The organism is Chryseobacterium sp. JV558 (genome assembly GCF_033712365.1).
GTDB lineage: Bacteria > Bacteroidota > Bacteroidia > Flavobacteriales > Weeksellaceae > Chryseobacterium.
This window is the reverse complement of record NZ_WJHU01000001.1, coordinates 962,187-983,994: the sequence shown is the minus strand read 5'-3', so window position 1 is coordinate 983,994 and position 21,808 is coordinate 962,187. Positions and strand designations below refer to the sequence as shown.

General features: G+C 36.3%; 21 protein-coding genes. 6 read left to right on the top strand and 15 right to left on the bottom strand.

What is annotated here, in order from left to right:
* Nucleotides 1-34: 34 nt before the first annotated feature.
* The 5 genes from GFU89_RS04560 to GFU89_RS04540 form a co-directional block, all read right to left on the bottom strand.
* Nucleotides 35-2,428, bottom strand: a complete 2,394-nt coding sequence (locus GFU89_RS04560) for a 3-hydroxyacyl-CoA dehydrogenase/enoyl-CoA hydratase family protein (protein WP_318846022.1) — start codon at nucleotides 2,426-2,428, stop codon at nucleotides 35-37.
* A 54-nt stretch (nucleotides 2,429-2,482) separates the two neighbouring features.
* Nucleotides 2,483-2,935, bottom strand: a complete 453-nt coding sequence (locus GFU89_RS04555) for a MarR family winged helix-turn-helix transcriptional regulator (protein WP_034694513.1) — start codon at nucleotides 2,933-2,935, stop codon at nucleotides 2,483-2,485.
* A 165-nt stretch (nucleotides 2,936-3,100) separates the two neighbouring features.
* Nucleotides 3,101-4,024: an ABC transporter ATP-binding protein gene (locus GFU89_RS04550; protein WP_318846021.1), complete on the bottom strand. Its 924-nt coding sequence runs from the start codon at nucleotides 4,022-4,024 to the stop codon at nucleotides 3,101-3,103.
* Nucleotides 4,025-4,243: 219 nt separating this feature from the next.
* Nucleotides 4,244-5,215 (bottom strand): iron ABC transporter permease, encoded by a 972-nt coding sequence (locus tag GFU89_RS04545; RefSeq protein ID WP_318846020.1) that lies wholly within the window; start codon nucleotides 5,213-5,215, stop codon nucleotides 4,244-4,246.
* A 25-nt stretch (nucleotides 5,216-5,240) separates the two neighbouring features.
* On the bottom strand, nucleotides 5,241-5,801 hold the full coding sequence (locus tag GFU89_RS04540) for a TlpA disulfide reductase family protein (RefSeq protein WP_318846019.1): 561 nt from the start codon (nucleotides 5,799-5,801) through the stop codon (nucleotides 5,241-5,243).
* A 33-nt stretch (nucleotides 5,802-5,834) separates the two neighbouring features.
* On the opposite strand from GFU89_RS04540, the gene GFU89_RS04535 reads away from it, so the two are divergent.
* Nucleotides 5,835-6,959: a ferredoxin--NADP reductase gene (locus GFU89_RS04535; protein WP_318846018.1), complete on the top strand. Its 1,125-nt coding sequence runs from the start codon at nucleotides 5,835-5,837 to the stop codon at nucleotides 6,957-6,959.
* Between the two features lie 56 nt (nucleotides 6,960-7,015).
* The gene (locus GFU89_RS04530) at nucleotides 7,016-7,573 is read left to right on the top strand and encodes a vancomycin high temperature exclusion protein (RefSeq protein ID WP_370647742.1); all 558 of its coding nucleotides are present in this window, start codon (nucleotides 7,016-7,018) and stop codon (nucleotides 7,571-7,573) included.
* Here GFU89_RS04530 and GFU89_RS04525 read toward each other — a convergent pair.
* Nucleotides 7,570-10,179: a BamA/TamA family outer membrane protein gene (locus GFU89_RS04525; RefSeq protein WP_318846017.1), complete on the bottom strand. Its 2,610-nt coding sequence runs from the start codon at nucleotides 10,177-10,179 to the stop codon at nucleotides 7,570-7,572. The two genes, GFU89_RS04530 and GFU89_RS04525, sit on opposite strands and share 4 nt — an antisense overlap.
* On the opposite strand from GFU89_RS04525, the gene GFU89_RS04520 reads away from it, so the two are divergent.
* Nucleotides 10,165-10,890: an RNA methyltransferase gene (locus tag GFU89_RS04520; protein ID WP_318846016.1), complete on the top strand. Its 726-nt coding sequence runs from the start codon at nucleotides 10,165-10,167 to the stop codon at nucleotides 10,888-10,890. The genes GFU89_RS04525 and GFU89_RS04520 overlap by 15 nt on opposite strands.
* A gap of 56 nt (nucleotides 10,891-10,946) precedes the next feature.
* On the opposite strand, the gene GFU89_RS04515 is transcribed toward GFU89_RS04520, so the two are convergent.
* The 5 genes from GFU89_RS04515 to porQ form a co-directional block, all read right to left on the bottom strand.
* A complete protein-coding gene (locus tag GFU89_RS04515) occupies nucleotides 10,947-11,447 on the bottom strand; it encodes a phosphoribosyl-ATP pyrophosphatase (protein ID WP_318846015.1) in 501 nt (166 codons plus the stop codon).
* A gap of 3 nt (nucleotides 11,448-11,450) precedes the next feature.
* Nucleotides 11,451-11,759, bottom strand: a complete 309-nt coding sequence (locus tag GFU89_RS04510) for a phage holin family protein (RefSeq protein WP_318846014.1) — start codon at nucleotides 11,757-11,759, stop codon at nucleotides 11,451-11,453.
* Between the two features lie 83 nt (nucleotides 11,760-11,842).
* Nucleotides 11,843-12,190 carry a YtxH domain-containing protein gene (locus GFU89_RS04505; protein WP_318846013.1) on the bottom strand — a complete coding sequence of 116 codons (348 nt, stop codon included), beginning with the start codon at nucleotides 12,188-12,190 and terminating at the stop codon, nucleotides 11,843-11,845.
* Between the two features lie 95 nt (nucleotides 12,191-12,285).
* Nucleotides 12,286-12,960, bottom strand: coding sequence for a (d)CMP kinase (gene cmk / locus GFU89_RS04500; RefSeq protein WP_318846012.1), 675 nt, complete (start codon nucleotides 12,958-12,960; stop codon nucleotides 12,286-12,288).
* Nucleotides 12,961-13,044: 84 nt separating this feature from the next.
* The gene (porQ, locus tag GFU89_RS04495; RefSeq protein WP_318846011.1) at nucleotides 13,045-14,037 is read right to left on the bottom strand and encodes a type IX secretion system protein PorQ; all 993 of its coding nucleotides are present in this window, start codon (nucleotides 14,035-14,037) and stop codon (nucleotides 13,045-13,047) included.
* Between the two features lie 166 nt (nucleotides 14,038-14,203).
* Between porQ and pyrH the strand changes: the two genes are divergently transcribed.
* Nucleotides 14,204-14,911, top strand: coding sequence for a UMP kinase (gene pyrH, locus GFU89_RS04490; protein ID WP_318846010.1), 708 nt, complete (start codon nucleotides 14,204-14,206; stop codon nucleotides 14,909-14,911).
* A gap of 79 nt (nucleotides 14,912-14,990) precedes the next feature.
* Here the strand turns inward: pyrH and GFU89_RS04485 are convergent, their stop codons facing one another.
* Nucleotides 14,991-16,328: a lipase family protein gene (locus tag GFU89_RS04485; RefSeq protein ID WP_318846009.1), complete on the bottom strand. Its 1,338-nt coding sequence runs from the start codon at nucleotides 16,326-16,328 to the stop codon at nucleotides 14,991-14,993.
* Between the two features lie 393 nt (nucleotides 16,329-16,721).
* On the opposite strand from GFU89_RS04485, the gene frr reads away from it, so the two are divergent.
* Complete coding sequence (gene frr, locus GFU89_RS04480; protein WP_318846008.1) at nucleotides 16,722-17,276, top strand: ribosome recycling factor; 555 nt, start codon at nucleotides 16,722-16,724, stop codon at nucleotides 17,274-17,276.
* Between the two features lie 230 nt (nucleotides 17,277-17,506).
* On the top strand, nucleotides 17,507-18,568 hold the full coding sequence (locus GFU89_RS04475; protein WP_318846007.1) for a ketoacyl-ACP synthase III: 1,062 nt from the start codon (nucleotides 17,507-17,509) through the stop codon (nucleotides 18,566-18,568).
* Nucleotides 18,569-18,661: 93 nt separating this feature from the next.
* On the opposite strand, the gene GFU89_RS04470 is transcribed toward GFU89_RS04475, so the two are convergent.
* The 3 genes from GFU89_RS04470 to GFU89_RS04460 all read right to left on the bottom strand — a co-directional run bounded on the left by GFU89_RS04470 (nucleotide 18,662) and on the right by GFU89_RS04460 (nucleotide 21,777).
* Nucleotides 18,662-19,453: a hypothetical protein gene (locus GFU89_RS04470; RefSeq protein WP_318846006.1), complete on the bottom strand. Its 792-nt coding sequence runs from the start codon at nucleotides 19,451-19,453 to the stop codon at nucleotides 18,662-18,664.
* Between the two features lie 108 nt (nucleotides 19,454-19,561).
* A complete protein-coding gene (locus GFU89_RS04465; RefSeq protein WP_318846005.1) occupies nucleotides 19,562-21,019 on the bottom strand; it encodes an LptF/LptG family permease in 1,458 nt (485 codons plus the stop codon).
* A gap of 110 nt (nucleotides 21,020-21,129) precedes the next feature.
* Complete coding sequence (locus GFU89_RS04460; RefSeq protein WP_318846004.1) at nucleotides 21,130-21,777, bottom strand: outer membrane lipoprotein carrier protein LolA; 648 nt, start codon at nucleotides 21,775-21,777, stop codon at nucleotides 21,130-21,132.
* Between the last annotated feature and the right edge of the window lie 31 nt (nucleotides 21,778-21,808).

Here is a 21,808-nt window from a genome sequence, read left to right as displayed (position 1 = left end):
TGCTATTAACAGTTTGCTCCTACGGAGCTGCCTGTTAGTTTCTCAAAGGTTTTCCATTTTGCAACATATACTGAATTCTTTCCAGAGTTTTTCTTTCACCACAAAGCTGAAGGAAGGTTTCTCTTTCAAGGTTCAATAAATATTGTTCTGTAACAACTGTTGGTTCAGACAGGTTTCCACCTACCATTACATTAGCTAACTTGTCTGCAATTTTCTTGTCGTGTGCAGAGATGAAGTTTCCGGTTAGCATCTGGTCAGTTCCTACGTAGAACATTCCTAATGCATCTTTACCAAGAACTTTTACTTTCTGCTCGATAGGTTGAGTATATCCTTGTTCTGCTAATAATTTCGCTACTTTTTTAGCTTCAGCAATTTGTCTGTTTTTGCTTACGGAAACAATGTCTTTTCCTTTTTCAAGGATACCCATGTCATAAGCTTCATATGCTGAAGTGGCTACTTTACCCATTGCGATATTCATGAAAGCATCACGAAGTCTGTTATTTTTCACATCATCGCTGTGGAATTCTCTGGAAGTTCTTAAAGTCAATTCTTTAGTTCCACCACCACCAGGAATGACACCCACTCCGGTTTCTACTAGTCCGATATAAGTTTCTGCTGCTGCAACCACTCGGTCTGCATGCATCGTCATTTCGCATCCTCCACCTAGAGTCATTCCGTGAGGAGCAACTACAACAGGAATAGAGGAGTAGCGTACCCTCATCATAGATTTCTGGAAGTAAGCAATTGCCATATTCAAATCATCCCAATCCTGCTCAATAGCCATCATGAGAATCATCGCAAGATTAGCACCTACAGAGAAATTTGTTCCCTGGTTTCCTACAACCAATCCGTCATATTCTTTTTCTGCTAAGTCAATCGCTCTGTTTAATCCATCAAGAACTTCGCCTCCAAGAGAGTTCATTTTTGAGCGGATCTCAAAGTTGATGATTCCGTCTCCTAAATCTTCAATAGAAGCACCGGAATTGCTCCAAAGTGTTTTGTTTTTTCTGATATTGTCTAAGATGATGAATGCATCCTGACCCGGGATTTTATTGTATTCTCCTGAATTTTTATCAACATAAATACTTTGTCCTTCATCATTTACTTTATAGAAGGTTTCTACGTTTTTCACCCAGTCAGAAACTTCGTATCCTGCATCTTTTGCCAGTTCAATACCTTTTGCAACGCCTACAGCATCCCAGATTTCAAATGGACCATTTTCCCATCCGAAACCGGCTCTCATGGCATCGTCAATTTTATAAACTTCGTCAGAAATTTCAGGTACTTTGTGCGAAACATAAGCGAATAATGCCCCTAAAGATTTTCTGTATAATTCTCCAGCTTTATCTTTACCTCCGATCAGAACTTTGAATCTGTCAATTGGTTTATCAATCGCTTTTGTTAATTCTAAAGTAGGAAATGATGATTTTCCTTGAAGTTCATACTCTAAAGTATCAAGGTTTAATCCGTGAATTTCAGATTTTCCTTCTGCGTTTTTTACTTTTTTATAGAAACCTTGTTCAGTTTTTGAACCTAACCATTTATTATCCATCATTTTCTGGATATAAGCTGGAAGAGCGAAAACATCATTAAAGTCATTGGTTTCAGCACCGCTCTGGCGAACTCCGTTGGCAACCATAACCAAGGTGTCAAGACCTACAACGTCAGCTGTTCTGAACGTGGCAGATTTTGGACGGCCGATCACCGGACCTGTTAATTTATCAACATCAGAAACGGTAAGGCCCAATTTCTGTACATTATGAAGAAGATCCATCATAGAGAATACTCCGATTCTGTTGGCGATGAAAGCAGGGGTATCTTTGGCTAAAACAGTCGTTTTACCTAAGAATTTCGCTCCGTAATTCATATAGAAATCAATGATCTCAGGAGCTGTATCGTTGGTAGGAATAATCTCTAAAAGAGGAAGGTATCTTACCGGATTGAAGAAGTGTGTTCCTGCGAAGTACTTTTTGAAATCTTCGCTTCTTCCTTCTGTCAGGAAGTGAATGGGAATACCAGAAGTATTAGAAGAAATCAATGTTCCCGGTTTTCTGAACTGTTCAATCTTTTCATAAACGGACTTCTTGATGTCAAGTCTTTCTACTACTACTTCAATGATCCAGTCCGTATTTTTTATTTTCGGCAAATCATCATCGAAGTTTCCGATTTTAATTCTGTCTGCAAACTTTGGTGAATAAAGAAGTGCAGGACTTGCTTTTTTAAGTTTTTCAAAGTTTTCGGAAGCAATTCTGTTTCTTACTACTTTGTCATCTTTGGTCAAACCTTTTTTCTGTTCAGCTTCAGTAAGTTCAAAAGGAACAATATCCAAGAGTGATACTTCAACACCGATGTTGGCGAAGTGAGCAGCGATACCGCTTCCCATAATTCCTGAACCAAGAACCGTTACATGTTTGATTCTTCTTTTCATATGTAAATTTTTATTTTTATAAGATTATATGACACCCAAAGGTCCCATCATAATTTATTTTCTGTTGTTTAATAATTCGTTTGCTATTTTCATTATTTCGGTCATCACGTCTTTGAAAGCATCCAGCTTTTCGGGGGCTATTTTTTCCATCACCTTCTTATTGAAGTTGACAACGACTTCCTTTGACATATTTCTGGAGTTTAATCCTTTATCTGTAAGCTTAATGATAACCTCTCTTTTATCAGTGGTTGTCTTTTCCTTATAGATATATCCGTTATCTTCCAGAAGTTTGATGATTCTCGTTAATGAAGTGGGTTCAATAGCCATCTTTGGACCAAGATTGGTACTTCGGGTTCCTTCTTTGGGATCAATTTTAAGAAGAGTAAGCGCCTGTACCGCTGTGGAATCATGTTCCTGGGCTAGTTCTGTGTACATTTTAGAAACAGCCAACCAGGTCTGCTTTAAAATTAAATCTACGTTTTCTATTTTTTCCTTATTATTATCCATCATTTTTGCGCCAATGGTTTTACCCAAATGTAGTAAATATTATGCATGCATAGTATTTATTAACGTTAAATTTTGTTAATAACCTGAAAATAAATATGTTAAATTGTATGACTTGCATAATACTATGCATGCATAGTATATGAATTAATCAAAGAAAATCTAGTATTAATGAATGTTTTGGATCAAATCAACGATTTCTTCAAAAGATTCACATTGATACTTGGCTGAATCTTTAGTAATAACCCAAAAACCATTCTGAAAGTGAAAATTGAGCGTAGAAAGGTCTTTTGGAAAGTTTTTTTGAAGCAGAGAATACAGCATTTCTTTATGAAACTGCGGTGCCGAGATGAAAGGCGGAATAAAAGTCTCATTGATTTGAAATAACGATGCATTGGTGAGTTCATCATGTTGGAGAAGAATATCCTCAACAATTCCTGAATACAGATGATTTTCCTTTACATACCATATCTTGTCTGCAAATTCTTTAGCCAGCCTCCAGTCATGGGAAGAAAACAGGATAAGTTTGTTCTGTTCTTTAGCCAGTTTTCTCAAGGTTTTAAGAATAATGATTTTGTTTTTTTCGTCCAGATGGGTAGTTGGCTCATCCAGAATAATGATCTGAGAATTCTGGGTTATTGCCCGCCCGATAAATGCTTTTTGAAGGTTTCCGTCGGATAGATTTTTCAGAAGGGTATACCTGTACTGATTTAAATCCAGTTCTTCAATGATATGGGCAACTTCCTCACGGTCTTCTTTTTTAAGCTCAAAATAAAAAGGGTAGTAGATGTATTTTCCAAGAGAAATAAGATCTTCAACCGTATAATGCTGCGGAATCACCGACTTTGAAAAAACAATAGCAATATTCTCCGCAATTTCTTTTACAGAAAGATTTTTTACATTTTTCCCATTAATAGAAATCTCTCCATCCAGTAAAGGAAGCTGATGCAGAATAGATTTGATCAGCGTTGTTTTTCCCACACCATTATTACCAATCAGCAGGCATACATCACCAAGCTTCAAGTCCGCATTAGCATTGGAGATTAAGGTTGTATTATAGCCGATATTTGCCTGTTTGATCTGTAGGTGCATATTAAAAGAAGATATTCATTGTTTCGTTTATAGTTCGATAAGTCGGGTTGAGTGAGTCATGCTGAAAGCATCTCTGCAAAGTTGATTTAGATTCCTTCGGAATGACACATTATGAATGTTTTTCCTTTTTATTCACTGAAGAAAGTTATAAAATTATTCTTAAATACATGAGTAATTTTCTTGATTTACATTAAATTTGAATTGATTGATATACTATTATTATACCTTATTCTGCTTCAGAAGCATCATCAGAATCACAGGAATTCCAAATACAGAGCTTATCACATTCAGAGGTATTTGTGTTTTTTCTGCAATCACTGAGAAAAGCAACATGATCAGCATTCCCAGAAACATATTAAGAATCCACTGCTGCCAAAGTTTTGAAGGGTTGTAAACGAGTCTGCAAAAATGAGGAACAATGATTCCGACAAAGAGAATAGGTCCTAGAAATGCAGTAATAGAAGCTGAAAGGAGAGAGGAAGCGATTATTATTAAAAGCTTCAGCTGTTTCAGGTTTACTCCTAAACTTTGTGCATAGGAATTCCCGAGAGAGTTTCCAATGAGAGGTTTTATAGCCCGGAAACAGATGAATATTCCAATTAAAACCAAGACAAGTAACACATAAATCTGGTTTCTGGTCACCATATTATTGGCTCCGAAAGACCATAATATATAGTTTTTCAAACTTTGATTCTCTGCATAAAACTGAAGCAGTGATACAATTGCCCCGGCAAAGGCAGAAACAAGAAATCCAAAAATAATAAGATAAGATTTGTCTTGAAATCTATTAGACATTGATAATAATATCAGCATCAGGAGTAAACTTCCCCCAATAGCTGATAAGCTGAGAAAACTGTTCTGCAAAAACTCAGGCAGTAAAATATTATGGGAAAAGAAAATATAAAAGGCGACAGACAGGCTGGCTACCGAAGTAATTCCCAATATATCAGGCCCTGCCAGTGGATTTTGAAAATATTCCTGCATCAGAAAACCTGAAGTAGGAATTGAAATTCCGGCCAGCATCATGACGAGAACTCGGTTGATACGGATTTCAGCGATTTGATTATGAGCAGAATCCAGGAAGAAATCCTGGAAATTTAAACTTAAAAATCCCGTGTTCAGATTGATGACAGCACTAATAATAATGGCAATCACGAATAGCAAACACAGGATTTTAAATCTTTTTGACATGATTCAGAAAGAGCTCAGTCTATTTTTATTTTAAAAAAGAATCGATTTTTGAATTTAATACATCTTCCGTCATCATTCCCAGATATTCATCGGTTTTATCTCCTTTTCTCATAAAAGTGAAAGGAATGGAACCTCCGTCCCATTGTTTAAAATTGGAAGAGAAGAAATTTTGATCTAATTTTTGTCCATCAAGTAATATAATATTTCCACCCAGTTTGTTTTGTGTTGCAAAATTTTTAACTGCACCAGCCCATTCTGCCTTATCATCAAGATTGATAAAAGTGAATTTTACAGGTTTACCCTTTAATTCTTCCATTTTACTTTTAAAACTCGGAATTTCTCTCATACATGGGCCGCACCAGGTTGCAAAAAAGTTGGTGACATATAAAGTATCATTATTTTTTGCTAAATGCTGGCTGACATTTTCAGGAGAAAGTTCTTTTGGGAGAATTGTAATTCCTTCAGGTTCTGTATTTTGAGATACAGAAAGAGAGTCTGTAGCTGTGTTGTTTTCAGTTTTCTGACCTTCTTTTTTACAGCTGTACAATGCAGTAAGAAGTAACGTGGATAAAATTATCTTCTTCATAAATTATTTTTTATCTATTTTTGAATTGAAGTTATGGAACAACAAATCTATAAAGGGAAACTGATACAGTTTCATCCGTTAAAAATAGCGAAAAAGGAAGAGCTGACCAAAAATACTTTTTCTCTGGAGTTTGATATTCCTGAGAATTTAAAAGAAAATTTCAGATTTGAAGCAGGGCAGTTCGTTAGTGTAAGATTTCAAGCACATGGTAAAGAGGTTATTAATGATTATTCAATGACTTCGGCACCTTATGAGGGAAAAATATGCCTGGGAATAAAGATCAACGCTCCTGAAGGTGCAGCTTCACAGTTATTTCAAAATTATACTATAGGTGATGAACTGTGGGTGAGTGATCCAGGAGGCAGATTTACCCTGGTTTCCAAACCCAGTGAGTTCAGGACGATTGTAGCTTTTGCTGCGGGTATTGGAATTACCCCGATTTTGAGTCATTTTAAAAATATTCTTCACAACGAACCCAGAACACGCTTATTTTTATTTTTTGGAAATAAAAGTTCTGACGATCTGGTGTATCGGGAGCAGTTGGATAATCTTGCCAGAACATGTGGTGACAGACTTCAGATTTTTTACTTCTTTTCGCAGGAGAATACAGGGGATCAGTTTTTTTATGGCAGATTGGATGCCAAGAAACTAAATCTTATCATCAATCAGATTCTTCATCTGGATGATACAGACGAAGAATCTACGATCTGGGATGCTGTGGATGAAGTGCTGATCTGTGGAAAAGGAGAAATGATCAAGACACTAGCCAATGCTTGCTATCACCACGGGATTCCGAAAAAGAATATCCATTTTGAACTTTTTGAGGAATTTAATGATGATATTTATCCAGTAGAAAAAGAATTTCCTCTGATTGAAAATATAGAGGTTGAATTTACCATGCTCGGAAAAAAATATACTACTCAACTTTCTGATAACAAGGATAGAATCCTGCAACAGCTTCTGATTCAGAAATTTCCGGTTCCTTATTCTTGTAAGTCCGGAATTTGTGGAAGTTGTGAGTGTTCTTTGGAAGAAGGAGAGGTGGAACTGTTGGAAAATGAGTATCTTACCGAAAAAGAGGAAGAGCAGGGACATATATTAGCTTGCATGTCTATTGTGAAAAGTAAAAAAATAAAGCTTAACTTTGATCTTAGTTGAGAGTTATTAGGAACATATTTAACCTGGGTTTTATATCATTGGAGTTGGGAATTCTAATGATATGCTTCTGTAATGTGTGGGTTTTCGGGCTTACCAATGGGAGAACCTATACCAAAATCTCAAAAATTCCACCCAGAGAAATTGCTCTTGTTCTGGGAACATCTCCGAAAATGAGATCCGGAAAATCCAATCCCTATTTTACGAAAAGAATGGATGCTGCGGCTCTTCTTTATCATCATGGGAAGATCAAAAAAATCATAGTGAGCGGGGAGAAGAGTAAAGGCTATAATGAACCGAGAGCAATGAAAAATTATCTGGTTTATCTGGAAGGTGTTCCGGAAGATATTATTGTGGAAGATCCTAAAGGTTTCAATACCTATAAAAGTATTCTCCGCTGTAAGGATGTGTATAAAAAGAAAAATGTCATTATTGTATCTCAGGGATATCACAACCTGAGAGCTTTGTTCTTTGCGAGAAATAATGATATGAACGCTTTGGGATTTGATGCTCAGGATGTCACAAAATCTGAAAGCTTCTACAGAAATCAGACGAGGGAAATCCTCGCCCGTGTGATTGCTGTAGTGTATTTTATTTTAGGCGTTTCTCCGGATTAGAACGGATATCCGAACGCGATATTAACGGTAGGCTTAAAAGGCTGGAAATATTTGAATCTCCATCGGTCTCCATCAGGTTTATTCGGGTCATAGATCTTGTATGCAAGGTCAATTCTGGCCGTTACATAGGCGATATTAACCCTTAATCCGAATCCACTTCCGATACCTACCTGCTTCAGGAACTTATTGAATTTAAACTCATCTCCGTATCCATCATTATAGTTACGAAGACTCCATGTATTTCCTATATCGGTAAACAAAGCTCCCTCATAAGTTTTATTGAATGGAATTCGGTATTCAATATTGGTGGTAAGCTTTAAATTGTCTGTCATATAAGTACGCACTCTTTCATCAACCTGAGAATCCGCAGGACCTAATCCTCCAAATGCTACCCAGGCTCTGATATCGTTGGAACCTCCATTGAAATAAGACTTGATGATCGGCATGTCCTGAGAATTTCCATAGGGTATTCCCACCCCGATAAACTGGCGAAGTACCAATGTCTGATTTCCATTGAATTTGAAATATTTTCTGGCGTCAATATCAAATTTTACAAACTGTGCATAGGGTAATCCGAAAATGGTTTTTTGAGGACCGGTAACAACCCCTCCGCTATTATCTTTTTTGTTGAATAAGCTTAAAATATTACCTGCAAGCTCCACTTTTCCATTAAAATAAAATGCGTTTGGATATTCTTTTTTCCCGATTTCACTGTATACAAAGTTATAGATCATGGAAGAAATAAGTACATCCTGCGTCTGTCTGTCTTTATTCACCAATGTTCCTCTGAATGCTGTCAAAAGATCTGTTCCCTGCTGATTAAGACTTCCACGGTAAGCATCATTTTCAATAATCTTTTTGGAAACCTCATCTACACTAAGTTTTCCATCTTTATAATCTTGTCCGGTTTGCTGAGTTTCCGGGTTAAACATAAAATAATTCCCGAAAACTTCATCTTTTACCCTTCCGTCATTCACAAAGTAATCATAATAAGCATCTTTATTTTTTGTCAGACTGACCTGGGTATTGAATAAAGTAAGCTTATGATACACCTGATCATTTACACTGGCTTGATAGTTCAGCCCGGTATTGAAAATCAACCTTCCCAAGCCGATATTGTTCTGTATGGATGCTCCCAACAGAATAGAAGAAGTAGGAGTATATCGTTTAGGAATGAATTTATAATAATTAAAAGGAAGCAAAAGCCTTGGGAAATTCAAGGATGCCTGAGCTGATATTTCGTAGGCAGCAACTCTCTTATCAATATCCTTAGTACTTCTGATAGAACCAAATGTCCCTGAAAGGCTCGTGGAAAGGTTTTCTGCACCTCTAAAAACATTTCGGGTAGTAAGATCTACAGAAGGAGAGATCCCAAGATTTAGAATCTGAGAATAATTAATATCTGTTCCCAGTTTAAACTCATACTTTGGAAGTGGTTTCAATACATATAAAACATCAACAATACTGTCGTTAGGAGAAGCCATTCCTCCTTGTCTCAGGGAGTCTCTTGCTTTAACGATACTAAAATTGTTCATTGCCAAAAGGTTCCTCTTGGTTACATCCAGTTTGGTCTGGTCGAAAACCTTTTTACTGTCCGGAATAATAGCTCTCCATATGGATGAAAGTTTATATTTATCATTCATCGTATGGAATCGTATTCTTCTTAAACTGTCTTTTTTTGTATTTTTAGGATAATCGCCCGGTTCATCTACAATCGCCACATCTATATTTCCGAAAGTAGAAATCTTATAGGGAGTATCCAGCGAGTCTTTATGGATTTCCAGTGTCAAAGGAACCTGCTTTCTGTTTTTAAGAGAATCCGCTACAAAATAAACTTCATCATTGGAGGCATTGAATCTATAGAATCCAAATTCCCTCATCAGATCAGTAATTCGGGTTACCTCTCTTTCAAGAACGGTTTGATCAAGAATCTGTCCGGATCTCACAAGACTTCTGTTCAGATTATAATTGTAGAATCCTTTGATCCCCTGATCCGGAATATTATAAAAATAATCCTTGATCCGGGTAGGATCGTTATGTTTGATGGAATAATTAACGGCTGCTTTTTTAGAAGCGGAATCTAAGGTATGTTTAAACGTTACATCCGCATCCCAGTATCCTCTGTAGGTAAGTCTTTTTTTTATAGATTCAGCGCTTTTTTCACTTCTCGTCTGGTCAAGAATTACCGGTGGTGTTCCCCAGTTGTGCAATAAACGATCAAACAGCAGGCTTTTTCCAACACTGCTTTTCATATTGTATTTAAGGAATAAAGAGTCTCTCAGTTTCTGATTTCTCATCTCACCGGGATAGGTCATGTATTCATTAAGTATCGTATCGTATTTCGTATCAGCCATATTGTACAGTAGGAGACTTAATGGCATGAAAAGAAATTGCTTTTTATTGGGCTTTTGCTGAATATAATCTTTCAGTTCTTCATCGAAAAATTCTTTCTTATCCTCGAACCCTAAACTGTTCTTAGTAAGCAGATATTCGCCTTCAGGAACTTTTTTTGTTGTACTACAAGCATAAAGGAGACCAACAAATGTTGCAAATGAGATAATTTTATAATATTTTTGAGGAGAATTCTTATAATGCTTACAGCTCATACAATAAAAGTTTTACAATCTTTAGATAAAAAGAAGTTCAGACAAAAATACAATTTGTTTTTGGTTGAAGGTAATAAAATCATTTGTGAACTTTTTAATTCTAACTTTAAAGTTAAAGAAATATTATCAACCGATCCACAAAAACTGGACCGGAATGATGTTCCTGTTACCCATATCTCTGATAATGAATTAAAAAAAATTAGTTTTCTTAAAACGCCAAAAGATTCCGTAGCGGTATGTTATCTCGCTGAGGAAGAAAAAATGACGGAGAAGAATATACAGCTGGTTTTGGATGGAATACAGGATCCCGGAAATTTAGGAACAATTATACGTCTGGCAGACTGGTTCGGAATAGAGCAGATTGTCTGTAGTGAAGATACAGTAGATGTTTACAATCCAAAAGTGATTCAGGCGACTATGGGCTCTTTTACCAGAGTTAATGTTGTTTATACAGATCTTGTGGAATATCTTTCGGCAACAGAAAATGTAAATATCGGAACAGATATGGAAGGGGAGAACCTCTACACGTTTGAGAAACCGGAAAAGATCAACCTGATCTTAGGAAACGAAGGAAACGGAATGAGGCCGGAAACCGAAAAACTTTTACAAAAAAGTATCAGCATTCCGAGATTTGGAAAATCCCAATCTACAGAAAGCCTGAATGTATCAATGGCTGCCGGGATTATTTTAGGACAGTTATTTTCGAAATAGAATATAGAAATTAGGGCTTAGAAAATAGTTTTACATTTTTTCTAAGCCCTAATTCCTTAAATCAATTGTTCCATACTGGAAACACTTTTATTTTTCTGGTATACTTCCATTTTTTTTCTGACATACTTCAGCGCTATAGGAGCGAGGTAGATCAATGCCGCACCAATCAGTTTTTTCTTCCAGTTGGAGCTTTTCATATTCTTTTTTGCATAATTTCCTACAATAGCAGTAACTCCCAGTTTAACAAGGCTGTCCGTAATGTTTCCTCCTTTAAAAGCGGAACTTGCAAGCCCTACAGCAGTATTTTTATTAATCAGTAAATCTTTTACTTCTGAGGTAAGCTGTTTGGCAATGACGTCCTTTCTCAGAACTACTTTTTCATCACCGTCTTCATCTATCTTTTCCTGAAGATACTGATCGCTTAGCCCATTGGTAAATGCACTAAGACTTTCTTTCGTATTCTTGAAGGTAAGAAGATTTTCAAGATCATTTATTTCACCCTGAAGCAGTTTTTTCTTTCTTCTTAATTCTTCTATGCTCTCGTAATTTCTGCCCATAGTTTAATGATTTAAAAATTTAATAACCTGATCTGCAACAGTATTGACAATCTTAGTTTTGAAGGCAACGACAAATGCCATTACCACTGCATAGAATGCAGCAACAATTAAGAATCCGTAAGAGTAATTATCCAGTGCTTTTCCGATAAGGAAAGCGATTCCAAAATTGAAAAGGATAATAAAAAAAGCAAAAGCAACAAGCAGTACTACAAAGTAAGTAATGAGCCCGGCAGAAAGAGACGACTTCTCAGTCGCTTCAATTTTCAGAAGATCTATTCTCTTGGAGGCGTATTCTTTAATAGTTTCTATCATTGTTTTTTTTTAAAGTTACAAAAAAAGGAACTTTTGCACAAAAGTTCCTTTCTGTAATTTACCTGAAAAAGATAAATTACTTATTATTTTAGATCGTTCAGTTCCGCTTCTACATCCTTTACTACATCTGCAGTTTTAGAAACTATCTGATCTTTGTATTTGTCATATCCGTCTTTCACAGTATGTGCTACGCTGTTAGCTGTTTCTTTGAAAGTAGAAGAAATATTGCCATATTGGTCTTTTACTTTTTCAGAAACCTCTCCGTATTTATTTTTAGCCTGATCTTTAAGATCATTTGCCTTATCCTTTATTTTTTTTCTGGTTTCTTTACCTTCTTCCGGTGCGTAAAGCATTCCTAAGATTACACCTGCCGCAGCACCTGCAAGAAGTCCTGCCAATATACCTGCTGTATTATTTCCTTTTCTAGACATTTTAAGTTTTTTAATAATTAATAATAGATTAGTTTTTACAGTAATAAAACTTACAATTTGTATACCAAAGGAGGCTTTAAGCCTATTAAAAATTGTTAAATCTTTTCGATGTGAGATAAAATAAGTTCTATAGTTTCTTCTTTGGTCAATGCTGAGTTATCAATAACGATAGCGTCTTCAGCCTGCTTTAATGGGGCTATTTCCCGCTCGCTGTCAATCTTATCCCGTTCTATAAGGTTCTGCTTTACCTGCTCTTTATCTGCTTCTATCCCCAGGCCTTGCAGTTCCAGAAACCTTCTGTTGGTTCTTTCGTCAATACTGGCAGTAAGAAAAAATTTATAGTCTGCATTTGGCAGAACTACTGTCCCAATGTCACGTCCGTCCATAATGACACCTCCTTTTTCTGCCAAAATGCGTTGTGACTGCAGCAAAAAGTCTCTTACTTCTTTCTGTTTGGCAACAAGGCTTACATTGTCAGATACGATATTAGTGCGGATTTCTTTAGAGATATCCGTGTCATTAAGGAAAAGAATAAGTGTTCCGTCGTTGTTTTTAAACTCAAGTCTGATTTGATTTAAAGAAGAGAATAGTGTGTTCAGATCAATCTCTTCATTTTCGTTCAGACAGTGCTGCAATGCATACCAGGTAACTCCTCGGTACAGAGCTCCTGTGTCCATATGAATAAGTCCCAGTTTATCAGCAATGATTTTAGAGATAGAACTTTTTCCGGTAGACGAGTACCCATCGATAGCAATTACAGGTTTTTTCATACTGCAAATTTCAAGATTTTTTCTTAAAAATCAAGAGGAAGTAAGAAAATTTCAGAATAATTAAGAAAATTTCAGCCGGAAAGACTACTCTCCTCTGTGGCTGGAAAGGTCCATGGAAATTCCTATCTGATTGACGTTCGAAGAGTTGTGGTATCTTACATGAGCATAATCTATGCGGAATCTGGAAACTTTCACTCCAAATCCTGCAGAAAGTCCTGAGAAGTTTCTTTGTTCTGAAACTGCCAGTTCATTTCCTCTTTTTACATTATAACCCAACCGGATGTTGAAATTCTTCTCCGGAAACAATTCAGCTCCCAATGAAAAGTGGTCTGCAATTTTTCTGCCTGCATTCACTTTCTGGCCGTCCAGGTTATATTCTGAAGAAATGTCAAATTTCTGAAGATCGTGTGCGGTAATAGTAATCGCAAGAGGGAAGTTCTTGATTATTTTGGTATATCCCAGATCAATTCTGAAAGGAAGATTTTCTCTTGTTCCATTGAATGATTTCAGCTGGAAACCAAAATTTCTCATGACCAGAGAAAGTACTTCTTTGTTTTTTTTATTATGATAGGTAACTCCCGCTGTTCCTGAAATGGCGGAAGAAGTATAGTTGTCAATTTTTGAGGTGACAAAATTAAGCCCTCCACCAATTGTCCAGTCTTCTTCAAACTGGTAGGCATAACCTGCACCAATGGCTACATCTGAAGCTTTGAATTCTCCGTTTTCAAACCCGCTTTCATCCGTTCTCGGAATACTTCCATAGCTCATATACCTTGCATTGATGGTAGCCATATGGCCATTATCAAAGTCTTTGGCATAAGCAATAGTTCCGTATTTCGAATCGGCAAGATAAGCTGTTGCGTTTACAGAAAGCTGTTTGTCAGAATCTCTATTTAATAGAGCAGGGTTTGCAATAGCAAAGGAAACATCATAATCTCTTATCGAAATTGCATCTCCACCCAAAGCAGCCTGTCTTGCAGATACAGGTACATTTAAGAACGGATAAACATTTGTTCCTGTTTGCGCATAAGAAACAATTCCTGATAGAAATAATGAAAAAATGATAATTTTCTTCAACTCAATTTATAATTAATGCAAAAATAATCCTTTTTCGTACTTTTCAAAATATTTCTTACATTATTTCTATTTAATATTTTTCTTTTATCAAAATTTTTAATGATTATATTTGCAAAATCAAAATCTGGGGAAATCCCTACTAGTAAAAAGTTATTAAAAATAAAAGATGAAATATAAAAGAATCCTTCTGAAACTGAGCGGTGAGGCCTTAATGGGAAACAGACAATATGGTATTGATACCGAAAGACTGCAGGAATATGCTGTTGAGATCAAGAAAGTAGTCGAAAAAGGCTGTGAAGTTGCGATCGTCATTGGAGGAGGAAATATTTTCCGTGGTGTTGCAGGAGCCGCAAAAGGGATGGACAGAGTACAGGGAGACTATATGGGAATGCTGGCAACTGTAATCAACGGTATGGCTTTACAAGGAGCGCTGGAAGATGCAGGAATCAAGACAAGACTTCAGTCTGCTATCGAGATGGATAAAGTAGCTGAGCCTTTCATCAAAAGAAGAGCAGTAAGACACCTTGAAAAAGGAAGAGTAGTGATCTTCGGAGCAGGAACAGGAAACCCTTATTTTACTACAGATACGGCTGCTACGCTTAGAGCAATCGAAATTGGAGCTGATGTGATCTTAAAAGGAACAAGAGTAGACGGAATCTATGACAGTGATCCAGAGAAGAATGCTGATGCTGTAAAATACAATTCATTATCGTTCGATGAAGTATTTGAAAAAAACCTTAAAGTAATGGATATGACTGCTTTTACTTTGAGCCATGAAAATAAGTTGCCAATCATTGTATTCGATATGAATAAAGATGGTAACCTGTCAAAAATTGTAGACGGAGAAACTGTAGGTACTTTGGTTGATTTGTAATCAATTTTAGTAGAAAAATATAAAAACACCTGCCACGATAATCGTGACAGGTGTTTTGTTTTTATAGCAGTTTGAATACCTATTTATCTGCTTCAATATTTTGCGTGGCATTTTCCTTTTCAACCAAAGTGTAATGGGACAAAATCCATTCAATGATCTGATTTATTATTTTTATAATCATCTCAGATTCAGTGACAGCAGTTACTCCTGGTACCAGATTTACAACATCCGGTTTGGGTAATGGCTGTGGTAAAATAAGGCCATTTACCTGAGGATTAGGTCCTGCTGCAGGAATGCCATTATACATGGCAACATGTTGTACGGCTAGCTGAAGCATATAATCTTGTAAAGTTGCAGGAGGCGTTTTGATAGTGGTTTGGAGTTGGCCTGGAAGCGATTGGTTTTGTATTCTTGTATAACTGGCTCCTGATTTTGAAGAGTCATCAATAGCCATTTTTTGTAAAGTTTGTAATATATAAGGAGTCATATTGCTAGTGGCCTGACCATATATAGTTGCAATTTTCTCCAGTTCTGATATTGTCCACGCATGAGGCACTACATCCAGATCATTCCAGTGCATGGTATTCCAGCTTTGGTAAGTACCCTTTTGTTCCTCCCATCCTGGCGGTAATGGTGGAAATTTACTATTAAATAAGTTTGCAAATACCGCTTCACCCGGAGTTGGTCCGGCAGTAGGGTATACAAGGGTTACCCCGAAAGCATTCAGATTTTTGTTTTCTTTCAGATAAAGGGCAAGGGTAGGTGATAATGCTCCTGCAAGGCTGTGTCCGCAAAATATAATGGCTGTGCCCGGTTCCGGATTTAAACCTGCAAGAAACTGTTGCAGTGTCGTGTTAGGTGAGGCCGCAAAATCAGGGCTTTTAAGTCCCAGAAGGATACCTACACCGGTAGCAGTGCCTTTTGAAATGTAAGGATCTGTGCCATTATATGGTGATGTAGTGGGATCGGAAGGGTTATAAGTTGTCCAGTTTACCACTTCTGAAACTGCGAAATCTTCTGTTTCCCAATCGTAAAGTGATGATGGATTAGTTGCTGCTACAGCCACAACATAAGCAGGCAATGTAGGGCCTCCCGGAAATGCAACAGCATCACATTTAACTACGTATAATGCGTTATCTGCAACTCCTGTAGGAACATTATTATTCTCTTCTTCGACCAGGGCAGGTCCCCAGACAAGATCCCAGTTTCCTAATACCGGAAGAACTGAAGGATCAGCTGTTGAAGGTGCTTTCTGACCCATTATTTTAACAGGAGGAACATTGTTAAAATAAAAAGATAAGTCATACTGAAGCTGTAATTGTAATTGGATACCTAGGCCGTTGTAGCCTCCTGCGCGGTTTGCAAGACCTGCCATACCAAATACTTGTTGATAGGCATCTAAAGATGGATTTGTCATAATGTGATTGGTTTAAAATTAATATAAAGTGATTATGAATTATTTTACATGAAATTCAAAACTGTATTAAAAATGATAGAGTAAAATAAGTTATATAAAATGGGATGTCAGTAAGTAGAAATTACCAAAATATATAATAGGTATTTGTACCTGAAATTCTGCACTTAAGATCATGAAAAGCAACCTTCTTTTTTTCAAAGCAAAGACAAGTACGCAAAATCCATCTGTGAAATACCTATTATTCAAAAACAATTATTATTTTTGCAGCACTGAATAGAAAAAAATAGTTTAAAACAGTGAAAGAACACTGATGTTTACAGGATTTGCGAATTTTAACTAATTGATATTCAGATTGATTAATAGATGTGTAATTTATCAAACTTTAATATAATAATGGAAGAATTAGATCTTATATTAGAATCTGTAAAACAAGACATGGATGCAGCTGTAAAGCACTTGGATCATGCATTTCAAAGAATTAGAGCAGGACGTGCTTCTACGGCAATGGTTCAGGATGTAATGGTAGAATATTACGGAGCACCAACTCCTATCAACCAGGTTGCGAATGTTTCTGTTCCGGATGCAATGACAATCTCTATTCAACCTTGGGACAGAACTGCAATCAATGCGATTGAGAAAGCGATCATCAATTCAAACTTAGGTTTTGCTCCTTCTAATAACGGAGAGAATATTATTCTGAATGTTCCGCCTTTGACAGAAGAAAGAAGAAAAGAGCTTGCAAAACAGGCTAAAGTAGAAGCTGAGAACACTAAAGTAACGGTAAGAAACGCAAGACAGGACGGTTTGAAAGAACTTAAAAAATTGGAAGGAGTTTCTGAAGATGTTGTAAAAGGAGTGGAAGAAGAAATTCAAGGTTTTACGGATAAATATGTAAAGCTTTGTGATGAGCATCTTAAGACAAAAGAAGCTGAAATTATGAAAGTATAATTTTCAGTTTTTGAAAATAATAAAGGGGTTTCCGATGGGTAACCTCTTTTTTTCTTTTATATAAGCATGTCCTATTGCTTTTGAACGGTGTATTTGGTATTTTTGTTTAGAATTTTATCGTAAATAGGCTTCATTCTATAATATATTGATGAGTATTTGCGTTAATTCATTATATTTATAGAATTATTCCTGCAGTCTTAATTTAAAAACAGGAAGTTAAACATTTTAAAGTGATGACGAAGATTATTGGTGTAGGCAACTACATACCATCTGAAACGATAACCAATCTATTTTTTGATAAACATATTTTTCTTAATGAAAAGGGGATATTATTAAAAGAAAATAATACATCTATTACAGACAAGTTAAAAAAAATTACAGGCATTGAAGAAAGAAGATATGCCCATAGTACAGAGGTTACTTCAGATCTTGGATTTATCGCAGCCAAGGCTGCCATTGAAAATGCAGGAATAGATCCTGAAACATTAGACTATATTATTTTTGCCCACAATTTTGGAGATGTTCGTTTTGGAACAGCTCAGTCTGATGCGGTGCCAAGTCTTGCGTCAAGGGTAAAACATTTATTGGGAATCAGAAATAATTTCTGCGTGGCCTATGATGTTCTTTTTGGATGTCCCGGCTGGATTGAAGGAGTGATACAGGCTAATGCATTTATTAAAGCCGGTATGGCTAAACGATGTTTGGTGATTGGCGGTGAAACTCTTTCCCGTGTATCGGATATTCATGACAGAGACAGTATGATCTATGCTGATGGTGCGGGAGCAGCTGTGCTGGAAGTTAACAATGATGATGACTCAGGAATAAAGGCTCATTTATCAGCTTCTTATACCTTTGAGGAGAAGGATTATCTGTATTTTGGAAAATCTTACAACAATGAGAAATGTCCGGATACAAAATACATCAAAATGGATGGGCGAAAAATTTATGAATTTGCCCTGGTGAATGTTCCTGATGCCATGAAAAGATGTCTGGACAGCAGTGGATATTCAATCAGCCAATTAAATAAAATTATTATTCATCAGGCTAATGAGAAAATGGATGAGGCTATCGTTAGCAGGTTTTATCAGCTATATGATTTACCGGTTCCTGAAAATATAATGCCTATGGTCATTCATAAACTGGGAAACAGCAGTGTAGCAACCATTCCTACTTTACTGACGATGATTTTAAAGGATGAACTGGAGCATCATAGAATCCAGAAAGATGATGTGGTATTATTTGCTTCTGTAGGGGCAGGAATGAATATTAACGCCTTCGTTTACCAGTTTTAAACTTATATTGAGTAAAAAGAAACTGAAATTATGAAAAGTATAATTTCAGTGTTTGAAAATAAAGAAAATAGGCTTCCCTAGGAAGCCTATTTTTTATTTACAATTCTCATTGTAATCATAGATCACTTCGTTGATAATTGAAAGTTTATCTACTGTAGCATTACTGATTTCATCTCTGATAAATTTTCCGAAACCGGATCTTTTCTTTTCTTCATTTTTAAGAGAACCATATTCTCCTTTTGCAATTTTTGCTTTTACATACGGACAGTCTGCAAGGATGACTTTTGCCTTTGCAGGAGTGAGTTCTTCCACTTTTCCGCCTTTTTTAGAAAAGATGTAATTGGGATTTTCTTTTAAGCGGTCTGTTTCTGCCTGTGTAATTGCCTGTGTGCTGTTGGGAGAAAGGGCTGTAGGATAACCATAGAGTTTATAAACGGTTACTTTACCTTCTGCTACTACTTCTGCAAACTGATCTGTTCTTGAAAGATTATTGATCGCTTTAAAGCCCGCTGACAACCCTGTTGAGCTTTCAGAACTGTTTAAAGCTTCTCTCATATTCGAATATTTTACTGATTTAAAAATCCTTGGAGTATCACCTTCATACACCATATATTCTTTAATATCGCCTGTGTCGTAGGTTTTGAATTTGATCTTATTCTTTACCTTATCAATATCCGCAATCGCAGCAAATTTTACTTTTAACTGATTTTGCCAAGGACTGGAATATCCTCCGTGCAGATAGACAACGCCTTCAGTCTTTTTTCCGCTTTTATCAATAATGTATCCGTATTTTTCACCGTTGTAGGTTCCGTTTTCATCTTGCTCCTGAGCATATGCGTTCAGGGAAACAAGCCCGAATAGGCCAATAAGTAGTAATTTCTTCATGGTATTGTTTTTAAATTTTAGCAAATATAATTTTTTATATTCAAAATAACTCAACAAAAAAGCTCCGAAAAAAATCGGAGCTTTCTACTTTTATGCTGTATATCAGAATTATTGATATCTCTGATGTTCTTTACTTTTTGCAAACCTCCTGGTAATGGGTTTGAATAATGCTTTGTATTTTTCAGCATCAAATAATTGTGAGTCTGTAAGGGCTTTATACGTCATCCATACTCCAAAAGGAAGAAGGATCAGGTTAGGAAGCCAGGCCGCAAGATAAGGATTCATTTTTCCGCTCCACGACATGTTTTCTACCCCGACATTCATTACATAAAAGATAATGAAAATCACAATAGCGATGATTACAGGAAGTCCCATTCCTCCTTTTCTGATGATAGAACCTAAACTGGCTCCAATCAGGAAGAAGATGATACAGGTCACTGAATAGGCAACCATTCTTTGCTGGTAAATCACAACTTTACTGAAGTACTTTACATTGGAGCTATACTCATTCTTTTTAGACTCCAGGGTGGATTTCAGATTATCCAGTCTGTTGTAAGAGTTGTAAATGATTTCCAGTTTTTTGTCTCCTTTTACCGTATCCAGTTTTATCTGTGTTTTTGGAGCTACTTTATGCTTGTTACCCTTATCCATATAAGTAATAACAGAATTGGTCTGGTTAAGAACCTCCGAACCAATATTGTCAAAGAACTGCTTATTGTCCTTTTTATTTTTAGCAATGGTTTTGTTCAGCTGATTAAAATTCTCAAAACGGTAATCATCCGTGATCTGCTCTTTTTCGATTGCTTTATTAATGATTTCACTGATGTCGAAGTGAGAAACCAATGTGTCAAATTTAATGGCCTGATCGGGCTGTTTCTGTCTCACATTATCTCCTTTTCCGGCGAAAGCATCTTCAAATACATATCCGTTATACAGTACAAGTTTCAGGAAATTCTTATTGGCAGCTGGAACAAACTTTCCTTTTTCTGCTACAATCGACTGCTGGTTTTCATAAGCGTTGGCTTTTTTATGCACAAAAACGCCTTCAATGTTTTCTCCGCTTTCTCCGTGTATCTTATCAAATTTCACCATATAACCAGGTATCTGATCTATGAACTGGCCAGGTGTAAAGTTAAGAGCAGGCTTGGTCTGTGCAATATTGAAAAGCATGTTTTTAGCTTTCTTTTGAAAATCGGGAATGATATTGCTTGAGAAAAAATACAGCATGATGGCAAGAATCGTTGAAATTCCAAGCAGGGGAGTCATTACCCTGGTCAAAGGAATTCCTGCCGCTTTCATGGCTGCAAGCTCATACCGTTCCCCAAATTCCCCGAACGACATGATGCTCGCAAGGAGAATGGTAAGGGGGAGAACCATACTGATGACGTTTACCCCAAGATAAAAAAGAAGTTTGAGGATCTGCCAGTAGCTTAATCCTTTTCCCATAAACTGTCCTAACTGAACCCAGATAATGTTTACAATAAAAATGAAAAACAATACGCTGAATATAAAGAAAAACGGTCCAAAGAAGGTTTTTATGATATATCGGTCTAGTATTTTTAACATGCGCCAAAATTAATCAAAAAGCCACAAAGTTTACTTGTGGCTTTTTATATTTTGTTATTTTTTTAACTTAAAAAGCAAATTTGCTTATTTGGCAATTCACTTTCAGCTTTTTAAAGTTCTGTAATTACGTAGTTTTTAAACTTATTCTTGTCAAAAACAAACATATTAGGATCCAGTTGCTGATTTTCTTTGTATTCTTTTATCGCAATTACGGCTACATCTTTGTTGTTTCCGTGCTGTTCCAGTTTTACCATTTGCTTTTTAGCAGAATCTACAAAAAGATATACGAACTGTATTCCGTTTGCCTTTACAGGAGTCAGTTTAATAAAATCAGCATTCACACCATTTACCATTTTCTTACCGTTGTACGTTACATTATAATCGTTTCTGTAATTGGTCAGGTAGTTGATAGGGGAGAACATGGTACCGCTTCCGTTAGGTTTAGCGATGGTTACTTCCATATCATCTGCATTGATGTTGTAAATTTTGTTTCCGTCGAAGATCTGTTCTGTATCCATGATCTTCAGTTTGTATTTTTCTCCGGCAGCATAATAAATACCTGGCTCTGTTTTCGTAACCTGCCCGTTAAGGCCGCTTCCAAAAGAAAATTTGAAGTAAGAATTCTTTTTAGAATTGTAGTTGGCTGTAATATCATCCAATATCTTTTTAGCCTTAGCATCAATCTTCTGAGCATTGGCCATACCTACTGCACCTACAACAAAACTTCCTAATATAACTTTTGAAATAATATTTTTCATTTTTTTATTTAATAATCTTTAGACATTTTAA